Origin of the sequence: Anthropogastromicrobium aceti, from assembly GCF_020687335.1 — a bacterium.
GTDB lineage: Bacteria > Bacillota > Clostridia > Lachnospirales > Lachnospiraceae > Anthropogastromicrobium > Anthropogastromicrobium aceti.
In genome coordinates this window covers 1-15,384 of sequence record NZ_JAJEQN010000060.1, presented here as the reverse complement: position 1 = coordinate 15,384, position 15,384 = coordinate 1, and the positions used below count along the sequence as shown (strand labels likewise).

Sequence of the window (15,384 nt, the reverse complement as noted above, 5' to 3'; positions counted from 1 at the left end):
TCGCCATATAAAATTGCTATTCTGTCTGAATGCAAGCATTCACAGAAAGCAATTTTGCATGGCTCTGAATAGTTACATATAAGGAGAAATTTATGGGAATCCCTGTTGAACGCTACAGTAAAATTACTGATAAAAATAACCGTGAAATTTGTCTGCTGCGTGCTTTTCCATGCGCTTGGGGAAAATGCACATTTTGTGATTACATCGAAGACAATGGACATGATGAAGCAGCGATGATTTCATTAAATAAAAGCATTTTAGATCAAGTCACCGGCGAATTTGGTGTTTTAGAGGTCATCAATTCAGGAAGCTGCTTTGAACTTCCAAAGCAGACACTTGATGATATTGAAAATGTAATAAAAACAAAAAACATCCATAAGCTCTTTTTTGAATCGCACTGGATGTATAGAAAACACCTCGCTGCAATGCGAAGCCGCATGCAGGTGCCGATCATTTTTAAGATTGGCGTAGAGACATTTGACAGCGATTTTCGTGAGCATGTTCTTAATAAGCATGCCGACTTTCAGTCACCTGAAGAGGTAGCAGAATATTTTGACTCTCCATGTCTGATGGTCGGCATAAAGGGGCAGACAAAGGAAATGATCGCGCACGACATTGACTGCCTAAAGCGCTATTTTAAGCTTGGAACAGTAAATGTATACAACAATAATACTACACCAATCAAACGTGATGAAGAGCTTGTTCGCTGGTTTATGAAGGAATATAACTGGCTGCTTGACGATCCTTCTGTTGAAGTATTATACGATATCACTGATTTCGGTGTTGGGTGAGTTCCCACATTGCTAGTCCGGCTGCGACTGCTACATTAAGAGAATCGACTCCGTTCATCATTGGAATTTTAGCTACATAATCAGCTGCATTGATTGTGGACTCTGCAAGTCCCTGTCCTTCGTTTCCCATGATAATCGCGAGTCGATCTTTTTGTTTTAAAACTGGATCATCAATTCGAATATTATCTGAACGAAGTGCCATTGCAACTGTCTGAAAGCCTTCCTCCTTCAGCCATTCAATGCCCTCTTCCTTCCATCTTGCCTCGCTGCTTCCAATATAAGCCCATGGAACAAGAAGTGCATTTCCTACACTTACACGCATTGCACGGCGATAAAACGGATCTACACAGGCTGGTGACAATAATACTGCGTCTATGCCAAATGCTGCTGCACTTCTAAAGATTGCACCGATGTTTGTTGGATTTTCTACATCCTCAAGCACAACAATACGCTTTGCATTTTCAAGCACTTTTTTATAATCAAAATTTTCTTTTCTTCGCATCGCGCATGAAATTCCACCTGTCAATACATAGCCAAATTCTCTTTTGGCATCCTCTGGATCTACTATGTAAATAGGTGTCTCTCCCACACGATCTAAAATCTCATCTTTTTCCATTTTTTCAGTACATACAACGCTTAGCGGCTCATAGCCTTTGCGAAGAGCAATATCAATGACATTTTTGCTTTCTGCAATAAAAATGCCTGGCTCTGGCTCATAATAACGAAGAAGATGCACTTCTTTATTTCCGACATACCATTCTAATTCTGGAAGCTGTGCTGATGAAGCCTTGATTATATTTTTTTTATTTCTCATATACATACCTCTGCTTGCTGCTATTTATTCTTTATCTAATAATAGCAGATCTTCCTCTCTCACGTAAAGTACTTTTGGAACACCCATAGAAGGATTCCAGTCACTTTTACTGATCTTCCACTGCAGCCACTCACAGTTCTCATCTTTTCGAAATGAAATATTCCACTCAAACGGATCCTCTAATATCCTGTATTCGCCAACTGTCAATTCAGTTATATGACCTGCTTTTGGCTTTTTTTGCATCATATAATGAGCCCTGATTCCAACAGTACGCGCCGCAAATGCTTCCTTTGATACATTAAACGCCACACCCCATTCTGCTGCCCAAAGTTTGCCAGACGATGTGTCCTTCATCTGTGTTTCTGTCGGCTCTAAATCCTTTACCAGTTCCACGCTGCAAATATTTTTACAGCCTGACAAGAGAGCTGCTGTTTTTGTCTTTGGATTCTTAAAAAATTCTTTTACCGGCTCAATCACTTCCATCTTTCCCTGATTGATACAGCTTACAGTATCGCAAAGGCGATACACTTCATCTCTGCTGTGCGATACAAACAAGGCTGGCTTTTGAATATCTTTTAACAAATCCATCATCTGCTGCTCCATCTTCCACTTAAGATAGCTGTCTAATGCGGCAAATGGTTCATCTAAAAGAAGAAGCTCTGGTTCTGCCGCTAACATACGCGCCATCGCGACGCGCTGCTTTTGACCTCCTGAGAGTTGATCTGGCATGTGTTTTTCAAGACCTGTCAGATGAAAACTTGTTATGTATTCCTGCACCTTTTTTTGATCTGGCTTTCTGCCCATTCCTGCCTGTATATTCTGTACCACATTCATGTTAGGAAATAATGCATAGTCCTGAAACATATATCCAACTTTTCTTTTTTGAGGCGGCAAATTTATCTTTTTTTTCGAATCAAACAGCACTCTGTCATTTAAAACAATTCTTCCTTCATCTGGACGCTCAATACCTGCAATGCATTTTAATGTCATACTTTTTCCGCATCCAGATGCACCCAGAATTGCAAATACGCCGCCATCCATGCAAAAGTCCACATCCAGCAAAAAATTTCCCAGTTTCTTTTTTATCGTTACCTGCAACATATCTGTCTTTTGCCCCTATCATTACCATTGTTTTTTCTGTTTGTTTTTTCCTGATCCTAAAAGATTCATTAACAGCACAACGACAAATGCAATCACCATGATCACCATTACCCAAAAACCAGCTGTCTTGTAATCTCCATTTTGAATTACCATCGCAATTTTCTGGGAAATCGTTCCTGTCTTTTTCGGAATGTTTCCTGCAAGCATAGATGTAGCTCCATACTCTCCCATGGCTCTTGCAAATGTCAAAATCGTTCCAGAAAGTATTCCTGGACGCGCCGATGGAATCACAACCTTCCAGAAAATTTTTATTTCCGACATGCCAAGTGTTCTGGCTGCATAGATTAAATTTGCATCTACCTGCTCAAATGCTGCTCTGGCATTTCTATACATAAGAGGAAAAGCAATCACAGTTGCTGCAAGCACGCAGCCAAGCCAAGTCTGTACGACCTTAATTCCACAGCCTTCATAAAGCGCAGCGCCAAATGGACGGCGCAGACTAAAAATCAGTAAAAGAAAAAAACCGGCTACCGTTGGCGGCAGTACCATTGGCAGTGTAAGAATACCATCCAATACTGCTTTTGTTTTAGGTCCTGCTTTTATTACCTGTCTTGCTGCAAAGATCCCACCAAAAAAAGAAAGAATGGTTGCCACCACTCCAGTCTTTAATGAGATCAGCAAAGGACTCCAATCAAGCCCTCTCATAAATTCCATCAATTCTTCCATTGTGCCACCATTATTTCCATCAATTTAGTAAGAGTATCACGTCCACAGAAGCAATGCACCAAATGGACGTGGAAACTTACTTTTAACCTTCTACATCAGTATCGAAATAATACTTCTGGAAAATTTCTTTTGCATCATCTGTAATTAAGAAATCGACAAATTCCTTTGCTGTCGCAGCTTCTGCCTCGTCTGCCTCTGAATTTTGAATTTGTGCTACCGGATAAATAACATCTCCTGTCAGATCATAAGGAATCTTCTCTAAAATCTCAAGACGATCTTCTAATCCATATGTATCGGAATAATAAACAGTTCCTACCTCATTTGATCCCTCTGCCACTGCTGACGTAACAACACCTACATTTGCACATTCATTGATTTCCACACCGCCAAGTGCTTCTGAAATGTCTGTTGTTGAAATCTTTGATACATCATCTGCCTTTTCTAACATTCCTGCATTTACCATTGCCTGACGTGTGTATTTTCCTACAGGCACTGAACCATCTGCAAGTGCAATGCTGCCAGCATTTTTAATATCCATAAGACCTGTTACCTTGGTGTTGCTTCCCTTATATGTTACTACACAAACCTGGTTGTTTACAACGTTGTGACGTGTTCCCTCTACGACAAGACCATCTGTCTCATCAAGCTGATTCATCTGCTTAACTGCTGCTGAAAAAAATACGTCACAGTCTGCGCCTTCTTCAATCTGAACCATCAAAGTTCCTGAGCTGTCATAGCTTCCCTGTACATTTACATTTTCGTGTGTTTTCTGAAACTCTGCGATCAGTTCCTCCATTACCTGATTCAGACTCTTAGCTGCAAATACAGTGATTGTAACTTCTTCTTTTTTGTCTGATGCCTTATAACCACATCCTGCAAGCAGTGATGCTGCCAAAGCCGTTACCATTAACATCCCTACTTTTCTCATTTGTTTTTTCTCCGTAATCCTGCTTTTTCTGCTCTAATTTGTATAAGCTGTGCCGCAATACTGATAGCTATCTCTGCCGGTGTCTCACTTGCAATGTCTATTCCGATTGGTGCATGTACACGGTCAAGTTCTTCATTGGTGAAGCCCTCCGCCAGTAGTTTTTCTCTGACGTACTGAGTCTTTCGTTTGCTTCCCACTACGCCTATATAAGAAGCAGGTGTGCGCAGCGCAAACCGCTCAACATCTGCATCACAGCTATGTCCTCTTGTAACAACTACAAGATAATCTTCCTTTTTTACTTCCAAAATATCAGAAAGCAAAGTAAAATCAACAGTTTTTGTCTCCTGTACGCCTGGGAATAAATTAGGGGCTGTGTACTCCTCTCTGTCATCCATTACCATGCACCAAAATCCCAAATGACTGAGTACTGGGACAAGCTCCTGCGCAAGATGGCCGCCTCCGAAAATATAAACCTTTCCATCAAAGTTAAATTCCTCGGCATAGATTTTCTGAACTTCATTATTTCCGTCAGTTCTATCCTTCTCGTATTCTTCAAGTATTCGGCAATGACCTCGTCCTTCCTCAAGATGAGACTCTATTTTTGGATATCCTTTTGAAAATGGAAGTAGCAGCCAATATGGCTTTTTCTCTTCTTCTATCTTTAATGCTTCCTTTAAAAAAGATGCAATCTTTGTATCATTGCTTCTCACGCTGTAAAATAAAACCTTTACTTTACCTCCGCAGACCATTCCAAGGCCGCCATTTTCTCCTGTTCCCAAGTCAAAATCCTCGACAAAATGAGCATCCTTTCCAGCAAGCGTCATTGCTTTTTTTACGGCCTGATATTCCAGATTTCCGCCGCCGATTGTTCCATAAATTCTGCCTGTCTGATCTGCCGCCATATAGGCTCCAGTCGTGCGCGGAATTGAACCATTTCCTTCCACAATAGTGACCAGAACGGTATCACAATTTTGATTCCAGCGATCTAATAACAATTGATAAAGTGTTTTCATGTATAACGTTTCCTCCAATTGTTTTTTGCATCTTTTGTAACTATTCAGAACCCCATTCGCAAAATCGCATCTTCGATGCTTCTATTTTGCTCATGTGGTTATCTCGCCATATAAAATTGCTATTCTGTCTGAATGCAAGCATTCACAGAAAGCAATTTTGCATGGCTCTGAATAGTTACATTTTTTCAAGAATGTCGCCTTTTTTGATTTTTCCACCCTGAATTACAACGGCAAATACGCCCTCTCGCGGCATAATACACTCGCCCATTCTCTTATAAATTTCACAGTGGCTGTGACATTCTTTTCCAATCTGAGTCATCTCTAAAATAACATCACCGCATTGAAATCGTGTTCCCACTGGAAGATTTCGAAAATCATAGCCTTCTACGATCAGGTTTTCGCCAAAAGCACCAAGCCCAATCTGCGCTCCTTTTTTTCTAAACTCCTCTATTTTTTCATATGACAGCAGGCTCACCTGTCTGTGCCAGTGACCTGCATGTGCATCTTTCTCAATTCCCCAGTCCTTCACAAAAACTGCTTCTTCAATTTCCTGTTTTGCCGTACCACGCTTTTCGCTGATACAGATTCCTTTAATAACTCCCACTTTTGTTGTTCCTTTCCTGCTTTGCTGCATTCTTTTGACTTTGTCGGGTGCTACCCACCAATTTTGACCATCTCGTTGATTTCAGTCATCTCCTCTGGATGCTCAAAGCAATGAGCTGCCGGCTTTTTGTAAATGGCATCTCTCATTGCAGTTGTTAGTTTCTCATTTAGCGCTTTCTGTATATCTTTTTCGTTTTGCAAAGCCTCGCCTCCACGCAGAATCTGGCGCAGATCAATTCCTTTATCATAGCAAAGACACAGCTTTAAATACCCCTGTGCCGTCAATCTAACTCTGTTGCAGCTTTCACAAAACTTTCCATGAATTGCACTTATAAAGCCAACTGGAATTGTTAACTTAGAAAACTTATAATACACTGCCGGGCCGCTTCCTATTGGGACTTCTTTTGTATGTAATGTCTGAACCATGTGTGATATCTGTTCTGATACCTGTTTTTTTTGATTTGCTTGATACATGATCATTTCTGACTTTCCAAACTCATCTTCAAGACATGCTCTCAGTTCATCATTACTTCTTCCTACATACTGTTTTCCATAGCCAACCGGCATCATCTCAATAAAACGAAGCGGTATTTTTTCCTGCTGTGCATACAAAACAAGAGAAATAGGATTTAGCTCTTTTCGATTGACTGCATTGATTTTCACAGGCAGCCCCATTTCTTTTGCCGCCTGTATCCCATCAAGTACTTCTTTTAAATTTTGCCTTCCTGCAAGTGATGCAAATTCTTCAAAATCAAGGGTATCCAGACTCACATTTAATCCGTCTAGTCCCGCTTCCTTTAATGAAGCAGCATAAGTTCTAAGTAAAACTCCATTCGTGGTCATTGTGATCGTTTCTACGCCTGGAATTGCCCTAATCCCTCGAATGAGATCTGCACAGCCTTTTCGCACTAACGGCTCACCACCTGTAATTCTGACATGTGTAATGCCAAGACTGACACCAGCCTTTACAATCTCCCAGATTTCCTCAAATGTAAGAATATTTTTCATTCCTACATCTGTAACTTCGTCTGGCATGCAATACTTACAGCGCAGGTTACATCGATCTGTGATTGAAATACGCAAGTAAGTAATATTTCTTCCATATTGATCCAGCATGCTGCTTACCAGCCTTTTCCAAAACCGCAATTAGGATAAGTACAAACTGGACAGTTTAAGCATAGTCCGCCCTCTCCAAGTAATGCCAGTTCCTCTGCCGTGATAAAATCATCCGCTAACAAGCGCGGCAGTGCCAGATCAAAAATCGTTCTTTTTGCATACATAACACAACCCGGCAGTCCCACAATCGGAATCGTTTTATCCTTATATTCATAATAAGATACTAAAAACATTGCTCCCGGAAGAACTGGTGCACCGTAAGAAACAATTCTTGCCCCGGTATTTTTGATGGCAAGCGGTGTTTTGTCATCTGGATCTACGCTCATGCCGCCTGTGCATAAAACAATCTCAGCTCCCTGTTCTATAGCACTAAGACAGCCTTTAGTAATTGCCTCATGGTCATCATCATAAATCTCATGGAAGATCACCTCACTGCCATATTCCTTTAATTTTTCTACTAGAACTGGCGTAAACTTATCTTGAATGCGTCCGTGATAAACTTCACTTCCTGTTGTTAAAATCGCAGCTTTTTTTGGCTGCAGCGGCTTTATTTCCAAAATAGACCCGTCATTACAAATCTCTTTTGCGCGCTCCATTTTTTCTTTTTCAATCACAAGCGGAATGATTCTCGTCCCAGCTAACTTATCACCTTTCTTTACAAAGGTGTTGCCGTGACGTGTCGCAATCATCATTTCTCCCAGACTATTGACTTTCCTTAGCTTCTCGCGATCAACCTTAAAAAGACCGTCACAATCCGCAATAAGCTCTATTTTTCCTTCCTTTACATCAGATGGATGCATATGCTCGTTTTGGCACATCTCATAAAGAATTTTCGCTGCCTCATTTTCGTGCAGCATATGCTCGTCTTTTTCCCAAATATATATGTGTTCCTTTCCAACACTTAAAAGAACCGGAATATCCTCCTTTGTGATTATGTGACCCTTTCGAAATACCGCATCTTTTGTCACACCTGGAATAATCTGCGTGATATCATGGCACAAGACCTGTCCCACAGCTTCTTCTGTTTTCATTAGTTTCATAATATTTTCCTTACTTTCTTTGTTTACTCTAATGTTTCGCAGATAACTTCTAAAACGCTTCCTGCGATGCATCTTGCCTTATCTGAAATCGTAAAGCAATTTGCCAATTCTTCTTTTCTTGGGTCGATATCAGCAATCTTAAAGCCTTTTGTGACTGGATAATTGTCTCGAATAAGTCCACGAAGAAGACCGTCAATAGTTGCTGTCACCTCTGTTTTTTTTATATCTGCGACGCTTTCGTTTTCTTTGTCTGATGCTTCAATTACAGCTATCACCTGACCTTTTTCTACGATATCTCCAATTTTACTCTTGTTTTTTAATATGCCGTCTGCCGGTGCATGAATGACACGCTCAGCTCCGTAACCGCCGATTATGCCCGGTATTCCAGTATTTGGATATGCACTTCCTTCACGAATCACCCGGCCCAAATTGTGACCGCGCTTTGTCTCAATTACAACATCCACATCGACACCTGCAGTAAAGCCAGGACCAAGTGCAATAGTAAGTGGTGCCATATTTTTATTAGTTCCGAGATTACGCTTTGCAAGAATCGCATCTACTACAACCTTTGGCTGCATTGAAGCAATGCTTTCTCCCGTTGGATCAACCATTACTGGTACTTTGCCGTTTTTCCATGCATCAATCATCTGTTTTTCATCTTCTACACGAACTGCCTCCACACCTTCCACACAGGCACTTTTGCTATAAACAGCCTCGCTTAATGCGACTTGTCTCCTAATGGCAGCCGGATGATCCGTTTCCAGCACCAATAAACGAAATCCACTCTTTTTTAATCTATGAATCGTTCCCGTTGCCAGATCACCAGCACCGCGCACTATAATTAGATCACTTTTTTTCATCGGAAGTTTCCTTTCACTTTTTATAAGTCTAAAATATACTCTGCCTCCCAGTGATGCCCAGCTGCCTGTAACGCTTCTAACACTTTTTCTCTTTCTTTTGGGTCAGCTTTCCAGCAAAGACCACATCCTGCGGTGATTTCCCGTGGAATCGGAATCAGTCGCCCCGGCAATTTTTGCTCTATGCCAAATTTATCAGCTGCCATTGCCTGCGTAGTACTTTCAAATGTTAAAATCCAGGTTTTCTTTTTTATTCTCATATCAGATTGACTCTCCCATTACTCAAGCAGCTGCGACAACTTTTTAATAGCTTTTGCTGTTCTGTCAATTTCTTCCTCTGTATTTTTATGAGACACAGATATTCTAACTGCTCCCTGCATTTTTGTGCCCAATGTCTCGTGCATGAGCGGTGCACAATGAGCACCTGAACGAACAGCAATTTCTTCCTCTTCAAAAAGCCAGTCTGCAACATAAGCAGAATCTTCATCCCCCATGTTAAATGAAAGGATTCCCACTCTCTGGCTGCTGTCAGGATTTCCATACAGATGAATATTTTGCAGATCACGAATCTGATCCTCTAATCGTTTTATAAGTGATCTTTCTTTTTTTATAATAGCTTCTGTGCCAATCTCACTTAAATAGTTCAGTGCACCGCCAAGGCCAGCGATTCCATGTACATTCAAGGTGCCGGCTTCAAGATGTTCTGGCATTGCCTTTGGATGATCATGGTCAAAGCTGTGAATACCGCTTCCTCCGACCTTTAATGGATTGATTTTTACTCCTTGACGCACATAAAGTCCGCCTGTTCCCTGCGGTCCCATCAGACCCTTATGTCCTGTAAAGCAAAGGACATCGATCCCCATTTTCTGCACATCAATCGGCAAAATTCCTGCTGTCTGAGAAGCATCTACAATAAGAAGGATATCTTTATGTGATATTTCTTTTTTTATGCATTCCAAATCCGTGATGTTTCCTGTAAGATTCGATGCATGTGTCACAATAACTGCTTTTGTATTTTCTTTTATCAGTGCTGGAAGTTTGTCATAGTCTAATATTCCCTGTTCATCTGCAGATAAAAAGCTTACTTCTACTCCCTGCTTTTGCAGACGGTAAAGCGGACGCAGCACAGAATTATGTTCACACACTGTTGTAATCACATGATCGCCTTTTTGAAATAATCCTAAAATCGCTGTATTTAAGGCTTCTGTGGCATTTGATGTAAATGCAATGCAGTCAGCACTCTCTGCGTTAAAAAGCTGTGCTAACTGCTCTCTAACCTGATAAACGCATCTTCCTGCCTGCAGCGTGGCATCATGCGCACCACGCCCAGGATTGCCCATCGTATGTAGGGCTCTAATAATTTCTTCTTCTACTTCTTTTGGCTTTTGCAGAGAAGTTGCTGCATTATCCAGATAAATCATGGTTTTATAATCCTGTCTGCTTTGCTCATTCGCTCTGCTATATCATACATATTTGTAACCTCTCCAACCTGAAGCTTTTCTGTCAGTCCATAAAAATTCAGACATGTACCACATGTGCGAATCTCCACCCCCTGTGCTTCTAAGCTTTTCAGATCTTCTAATGATTCTGAACCCTCGCACGTTAAAAATGCACCGCCGTTATAAAAAAGCATCTGATCTGGCAGCTCATCCTGCTGTGTCAGCGCATAAATAAAGCCCTTTAATAACGTTGCGCCCAACTGCTCATTTGGGCCTCCCATAGTTTTAGAAGAAATAACAACAAGACTAGTCTTCTTTGTTGGTGCACATGGAATACATTCTTCTGTATTCTTTGCAGTTTCACTATCAGGTTTTTGTGTTGTTTGTCCATCTGTCTCTCCAACTGTCAGCGTTACACGATATTCCTGATCTTTTATCTTTTCAGACTCACATCCATACCCTTTTTGCTGCGCCATTTTCGTTAAATTCTGTACAGCAATTTCATTATCAACTAATACCTCTACCACACCTGCTCCATTTAATTCTTTGACTGCCTCTTTTGCCTTCACTAATGGAATCGGGCAGATATCGCCAATTGCATTTACTTCTTTTTTCATAATGTTTTTTCTCCTGTTTTCGCTATTTTTTCTTATAATCAATTACAAAAATTTCTGATTTTTTTTGTTCTGTCACTTCTCCTACGATAGCAGCTGGAAGACCTGCTATTTGCAGCTTTTCACACAAGTCATCTGCCTGTGCTTTTGGTACAGCAAACAATAAACCGCCTGACGTTTGTGGATCATACAGCACTTCTTCCATTCCAAATGATATATCCTCAAACTTCACATATCCTTCAAGATGATTTCTATTTTTTTGACCTGCTGCAGTCAATAAAAATTCTTCAGCGCATTCCATTGCACCATCAAATACTGGAACCTGATCAGCATAGATTACACTCGAGAGCCTTCCATCCATCATCTCATGAAGATGACCTAAAAACCCAAAGCCTGTCACATCTGTACAGGCATGTATGCAAAAATTTCTTGCAATCTCAGATGCTGTGCGGTTAAGTGTTGTCATAGAAGCAATCACCTGCTCCATGGCTCCCTCAGGTGCTTGTTTTACACGGTTTGCCGCACATATAATTCCTACACCCAGTCTTTTTGTTAAGATCAGTTTGTCTCCAGATTTTGCACCATTGTTTTTCCAGATTTTTTTTGGATTAACTATGCCTGTAACTGACAATCCATATTTGACATCACTGTCAGCAATTGAATGGCCGCCGGCGAGACTTCCGCCTGCTTCCTGTACCTTCTCTGCACCGCCCTGAAGAATCTTTCCAAGTATATTTAAATCCATTGATTCAGGAAAGCAGACGATATTTAGCGCAGTTTTTACATCACCGCCCATAGCATATATATCACTTAAGGCATTTGTTGCTGCTATCTGTCCAAACAGGTACGGATCTTCCACCATAGGTGGAAAAAAATCTAGCGTCTGCACAAATGCCTGATAATCATTAAGCTTATAAACTGCCGCATCATCACTGCTGTCATAGCCTACAAGCAGATTTTCATCTTTTTGTCCTTTTGGAAGGCGCTCCAAAATATGCTCCAGCACACCAGCTCCAAGCTTTGCCGTACAGCCGCCGCTTTTGCAAAATATAATTTCTTTTTCACTCATATTGGCACACTTTCTTTATTTTCTGGCACATTCAAATGCTGTTCCTAAAAGAATATCAAGTCCATGAGACATTGAATCCAATATATAAGTAAGACTCTCCTCAACTGCCTTTGGGCTTCCAGGCAGATTCACAATAAGCGTCTGCTTACGAATAACACTAGCTCCACGACTTAACATGGCGCGCGGTGTGATAGTCAAGCTATAGGCGCGTATTGCCTCTGCAATTCCCGGTGCATTACGATCAGCCACAGCAAGCGTTGCCTCTGGTGTCACATCTCTTTTAGAAAAACCAGTGCCGCCTGTTGTCAGTACAAGAGCACATTGTTCTTCGTCTGCTAATCGACAAAGCTCTTTTTCGATTGCTTTTTGATCATCCGGTAAAATGCAATATGATACCACTTCATACTTTTCTGTAGGAAGAAGTGACTTGATCTTTGGACCGCTTAAATCCTCTCGCTCGCCTTTAAAACCTTTATCACTAAGAGTTACAATTCCCACTCTATATTTTTGATTATGTTTTTTTTGTTCCATTGCAGTGCCTTTCTAATTTGCTTTATAATGACCGCTTTTGCCGCCAGATTTTTCCACTAGATGAATCCCTGATATTTCCATGCCGCGATCCATAGCTTTGCACATATCATAAATTGTCAGCAATGCAACACTAACGCCCGTCATAGCTTCCATCTCCACACCTGTTTTTCCGATACAGGAGGTTTTACATGTTGCCTTAATTTGACGATGCATTTCATCTAGCTCAAAAGAAATCTCACAGTCTGTCAATGCAATAATGTGGCATAAAGGAATCAGCTCTGAATTTTTTTTCGCCCCCATAATGCCTGCAATTCTGGCTATTCCAAGCACATCACCTTTTTTTGCCGTATGATTAGTAATAGCCTGAAAAACTTCCTCATTCACGGTGATTGTTCCCGTAGCAACAGCTACCCGATATGTATCTGCCTTTTCATGCACATCCACCATCACGGCATTTCCTTTTTGATCAAAATGTGTAAATCCACTCATCATTTATCTCCTAAAAAAATGGTTTATAGTCTATTGATTAGTTTGCCATATTCACTGCAGTTTTGCAAATACTATTTTTTCTATAGTTTCACTATTCTGTCTGGTTGAATTGATTAACATTTCCCCAATCTGTTCTGCACTTTCTCGCACAATCCTGTCATCACACTGGTTTAAGACGGCCATGTATCTTCTGTCTCCTACATCTTTTCGCAGCCCCTGATCAGATAACAAAATTGCTGCCATATCTTTTTCTGTCAATAAATGATTTTCATCCGCTGACAATAGCTTTTTTGCTTTTTCCAGTCGAAAACAACACTCTTTAAGTGAACGCCCTAAGGCTGAAAGCCCCAAAACAGCCACCACTATATCCGACTCTGGCAAAAGTACAGGCTCATGATCAGCTGGCACTTTACACGGCAAACGCTTTGAGCCATCAGCCTCAATAAGTACAAGATCAGAAAGCTCCATTGCCTGTCTCATCCAGTCAATCTCTGGCATCTTTAACTTTTGCGGATCTTTTTTCTCAGTTGCTCCAATCACCGCCCAATGTCCTGCTGCCCAGATTTCCTGTAACTGTTTTTCGTTCATTGCTAAAAATTCATCCTGCGGCCTGAAAATATGAGTTGTAGTCGTCACAAGCACTTTTTTTCCCTGATTGCTGCTCCACTTTGCAATTGCGTCAATAAGAGAACTTTTTCCTCCTGCTCCAACAAACGAGACAATATGTTTTCCTTCGGCCAGAAAGGTAAAAGCAGTCTTTATTGATACTTCTTGGATTTTTTCCTGCATTGCATTTAATTGGCAATATTGATAAAATTTGCTGATCATCGTTTAGAACTACCTTTCTCTTTCTTTTAAGTCACCATAACACGGATAGTTGACACTTCTAGTATACCGCAGAATGTGTATAAAGTCAGCTTATACATCTGGCACAAAAGACATCAAAATATTTCTTCGATGGACAAGCGTTCCGCGCATACCCAGTTCAAATTTTCCTGCCTGCTTAGCCGATACACTCAGTTCAATATGTGTATCATCCTGCAAGCGAAACTCTACATGGTAGCGCCCAGATGAGCCTGGACTAACAACTCCGTTTTTCGTTATATATTGGGATGGGTTAAAAAGATCAATATTCTCTATCTTTTCTACGACTGCTCCATATTCTATTTCTTTACCAAACAGGAAGCGACCTGCTTTTGTGCCTTCTTTTAATTTTACTGAGCGATTTAAGAACCACAATGCTGCAGCAATCACTATAGCTGCGGCCAAGGTCCACGCTACCAGCACCCACAAAAATGTACTTTTCAAGTGGAATAGAACCCGATACCCCTCTAAATTTAGGCTGCGCCTTGTCCTGTCAACCGTAAAGCTGACTACCATTCGAGACGTGCTTTGAGCATTCCCCTTCGCACTACTTATACCTGAAATTGCAAGCTGGTACTCATTCGTCGTATCACATCTGAGTGACTGAAACTCCTGCGTCTCCTCTGAATAAAGTACTGCATTCGCCTGTGAGATCTCATATTGCTCCCAGTTATCCACAATCTCGATTTCACTGCATCCATATCGAACCGCCTTATCGGGCAGATCAAATACAAGCACTGCTAATACCTTATCTCGATTTGTGGTATACACAAAATATACCGCTGTTTCAATAGATACTGACTGCTGCTCACTGTCCCCTTTTGTAAGAAGAATCGTTTCTGGCTGCTGATCTATCTTTTGGATTTCCTGAATGTCCTGCTCCTCCACTCCAATATAAGAAAGGTATGCCTGTAACAAAAGCTCTTTTTCCTCATCTCTATTATTCTCATTATTTTGAGAATCACTTCCATCACCAAGAGATACTGGAGTTTTTTGGCTTTGTCTGTCCATTCTTACAACGCCAAAGGAAGCGCACAGCATTGCAACACCAATCACGCCAAGAATTATCGCTGCAACTGCACACCCTGTTACTTGGTTGAGCCATCGCTGTCGTCTCTGTCTCCTAATTTGTTTTTGTCTTGCCTCTGCCTCGTCTGAAATTGCATATTTTTCGACTAAGCGATCATCGATGCCATCCATAAGTTTTAAAAAATCTTCTTTCTTCATAAGTGGTACCCCCTTTCTGAGAGATACTGCTTTAACTGCTTGCTCTTTTCGCTCCCTGAATAGCTCTGTGATTTCCTGATCACGCTTGAACAACCCCGCCCGACGGGTCGGACGAGGATTCCGTTGCAGCCGTCAGGATTTCTCACATTGGGATGCATTGGA

General features: G+C 41.1%; 18 protein-coding genes. 1 reads left to right on the top strand and 17 read right to left on the bottom strand.

The window, feature by feature from the left end:
- Positions 1-92 precede the first annotated feature (92 nt).
- Entirely contained in the window at positions 93-791 is a 699-nt protein-coding gene (locus LKD48_RS15350; RefSeq protein ID WP_308732513.1) for a radical SAM protein, read from the top strand.
- On the opposite strand, the gene LKD48_RS15345 is transcribed toward LKD48_RS15350, so the two are convergent.
- From LKD48_RS15345 to LKD48_RS15265, 17 genes are all read right to left on the bottom strand, one after another.
- Entirely contained in the window at positions 769-1,605 is an 837-nt protein-coding gene (locus LKD48_RS15345) for a TrmH family RNA methyltransferase (RefSeq protein WP_308732512.1), read from the bottom strand. The two genes, LKD48_RS15350 and LKD48_RS15345, sit on opposite strands and share 23 nt — an antisense overlap.
- Positions 1,606-1,629: 24 nt before the next feature.
- A complete protein-coding gene (locus LKD48_RS15340; protein ID WP_308732511.1) occupies positions 1,630-2,706 on the bottom strand; it encodes a sulfate/molybdate ABC transporter ATP-binding protein in 1,077 nt (358 codons plus the stop codon).
- Between the two features lie 21 nt (positions 2,707-2,727).
- A complete protein-coding gene (gene modB / locus LKD48_RS15335) occupies positions 2,728-3,432 on the bottom strand; it encodes a molybdate ABC transporter permease subunit (protein WP_227101661.1) in 705 nt (234 codons plus the stop codon).
- A gap of 82 nt (positions 3,433-3,514) precedes the next feature.
- A complete protein-coding gene (gene modA, locus LKD48_RS15330) occupies positions 3,515-4,360 on the bottom strand; it encodes a molybdate ABC transporter substrate-binding protein (RefSeq protein WP_308732510.1) in 846 nt (281 codons plus the stop codon).
- A complete protein-coding gene (locus tag LKD48_RS15325; protein WP_308732509.1) occupies positions 4,357-5,373 on the bottom strand; it encodes an XdhC family protein in 1,017 nt (338 codons plus the stop codon). The genes modA and LKD48_RS15325 overlap by 4 nt, the downstream gene beginning before the upstream one ends.
- A gap of 175 nt (positions 5,374-5,548) precedes the next feature.
- A complete protein-coding gene (locus LKD48_RS15320) occupies positions 5,549-5,977 on the bottom strand; it encodes an MOSC domain-containing protein (RefSeq protein ID WP_308732508.1) in 429 nt (142 codons plus the stop codon).
- 50 nt (positions 5,978-6,027) lie between these two features.
- Complete coding sequence (moaA, locus tag LKD48_RS15315) at positions 6,028-7,092, bottom strand: GTP 3',8-cyclase MoaA (RefSeq protein WP_308732507.1); 1,065 nt, start codon at positions 7,090-7,092, stop codon at positions 6,028-6,030.
- Between the two features lie 5 nt (positions 7,093-7,097).
- Positions 7,098-8,132, bottom strand: a complete 1,035-nt coding sequence (locus LKD48_RS15310; protein WP_308732506.1) for a molybdopterin-binding protein — start codon at positions 8,130-8,132, stop codon at positions 7,098-7,100.
- 23 nt (positions 8,133-8,155) lie between these two features.
- Positions 8,156-8,992 carry a selenium-dependent molybdenum cofactor biosynthesis protein YqeB gene (gene yqeB, locus LKD48_RS15305; protein WP_308732505.1) on the bottom strand — a complete coding sequence of 279 codons (837 nt, stop codon included), beginning with the start codon at positions 8,990-8,992 and terminating at the stop codon, positions 8,156-8,158.
- 20 nt (positions 8,993-9,012) lie between these two features.
- Entirely contained in the window at positions 9,013-9,249 is a 237-nt protein-coding gene (locus tag LKD48_RS15300; RefSeq protein WP_308732504.1) for a putative Se/S carrier protein, read from the bottom strand.
- Between the two features lie 18 nt (positions 9,250-9,267).
- Positions 9,268-10,410, bottom strand: coding sequence for an aminotransferase class V-fold PLP-dependent enzyme (locus LKD48_RS15295; RefSeq protein ID WP_308732503.1), 1,143 nt, complete (start codon positions 10,408-10,410; stop codon positions 9,268-9,270).
- Positions 10,407-11,045: a sulfurtransferase-like selenium metabolism protein YedF gene (gene yedF, locus LKD48_RS15290; protein WP_308732502.1), complete on the bottom strand. Its 639-nt coding sequence runs from the start codon at positions 11,043-11,045 to the stop codon at positions 10,407-10,409. The genes LKD48_RS15295 and yedF overlap by 4 nt, the downstream gene beginning before the upstream one ends.
- Before the next feature lie 22 nt (positions 11,046-11,067).
- Positions 11,068-12,111: a selenide, water dikinase SelD gene (gene selD, locus LKD48_RS15285; protein WP_308732501.1), complete on the bottom strand. Its 1,044-nt coding sequence runs from the start codon at positions 12,109-12,111 to the stop codon at positions 11,068-11,070.
- Positions 12,112-12,126: 15 nt separating this feature from the next.
- Positions 12,127-12,642 (bottom strand): molybdopterin adenylyltransferase, encoded by a 516-nt coding sequence (mog, locus tag LKD48_RS15280; RefSeq protein WP_308732500.1) that lies wholly within the window; start codon positions 12,640-12,642, stop codon positions 12,127-12,129.
- 12 nt (positions 12,643-12,654) lie between these two features.
- Positions 12,655-13,131 carry a cyclic pyranopterin monophosphate synthase MoaC gene (gene moaC, locus LKD48_RS15275; protein ID WP_118613593.1) on the bottom strand — a complete coding sequence of 159 codons (477 nt, stop codon included), beginning with the start codon at positions 13,129-13,131 and terminating at the stop codon, positions 12,655-12,657.
- A gap of 51 nt (positions 13,132-13,182) precedes the next feature.
- On the bottom strand, positions 13,183-13,959 hold the full coding sequence (gene yqeC / locus LKD48_RS15270) for a selenium cofactor biosynthesis protein YqeC (protein ID WP_308732499.1): 777 nt from the start codon (positions 13,957-13,959) through the stop codon (positions 13,183-13,185).
- A 90-nt stretch (positions 13,960-14,049) separates the two neighbouring features.
- Positions 14,050-15,222 carry a hypothetical protein gene (locus LKD48_RS15265; RefSeq protein WP_308732498.1) on the bottom strand — a complete coding sequence of 391 codons (1,173 nt, stop codon included), beginning with the start codon at positions 15,220-15,222 and terminating at the stop codon, positions 14,050-14,052.
- Between the last annotated feature and the right edge of the window lie 162 nt (positions 15,223-15,384).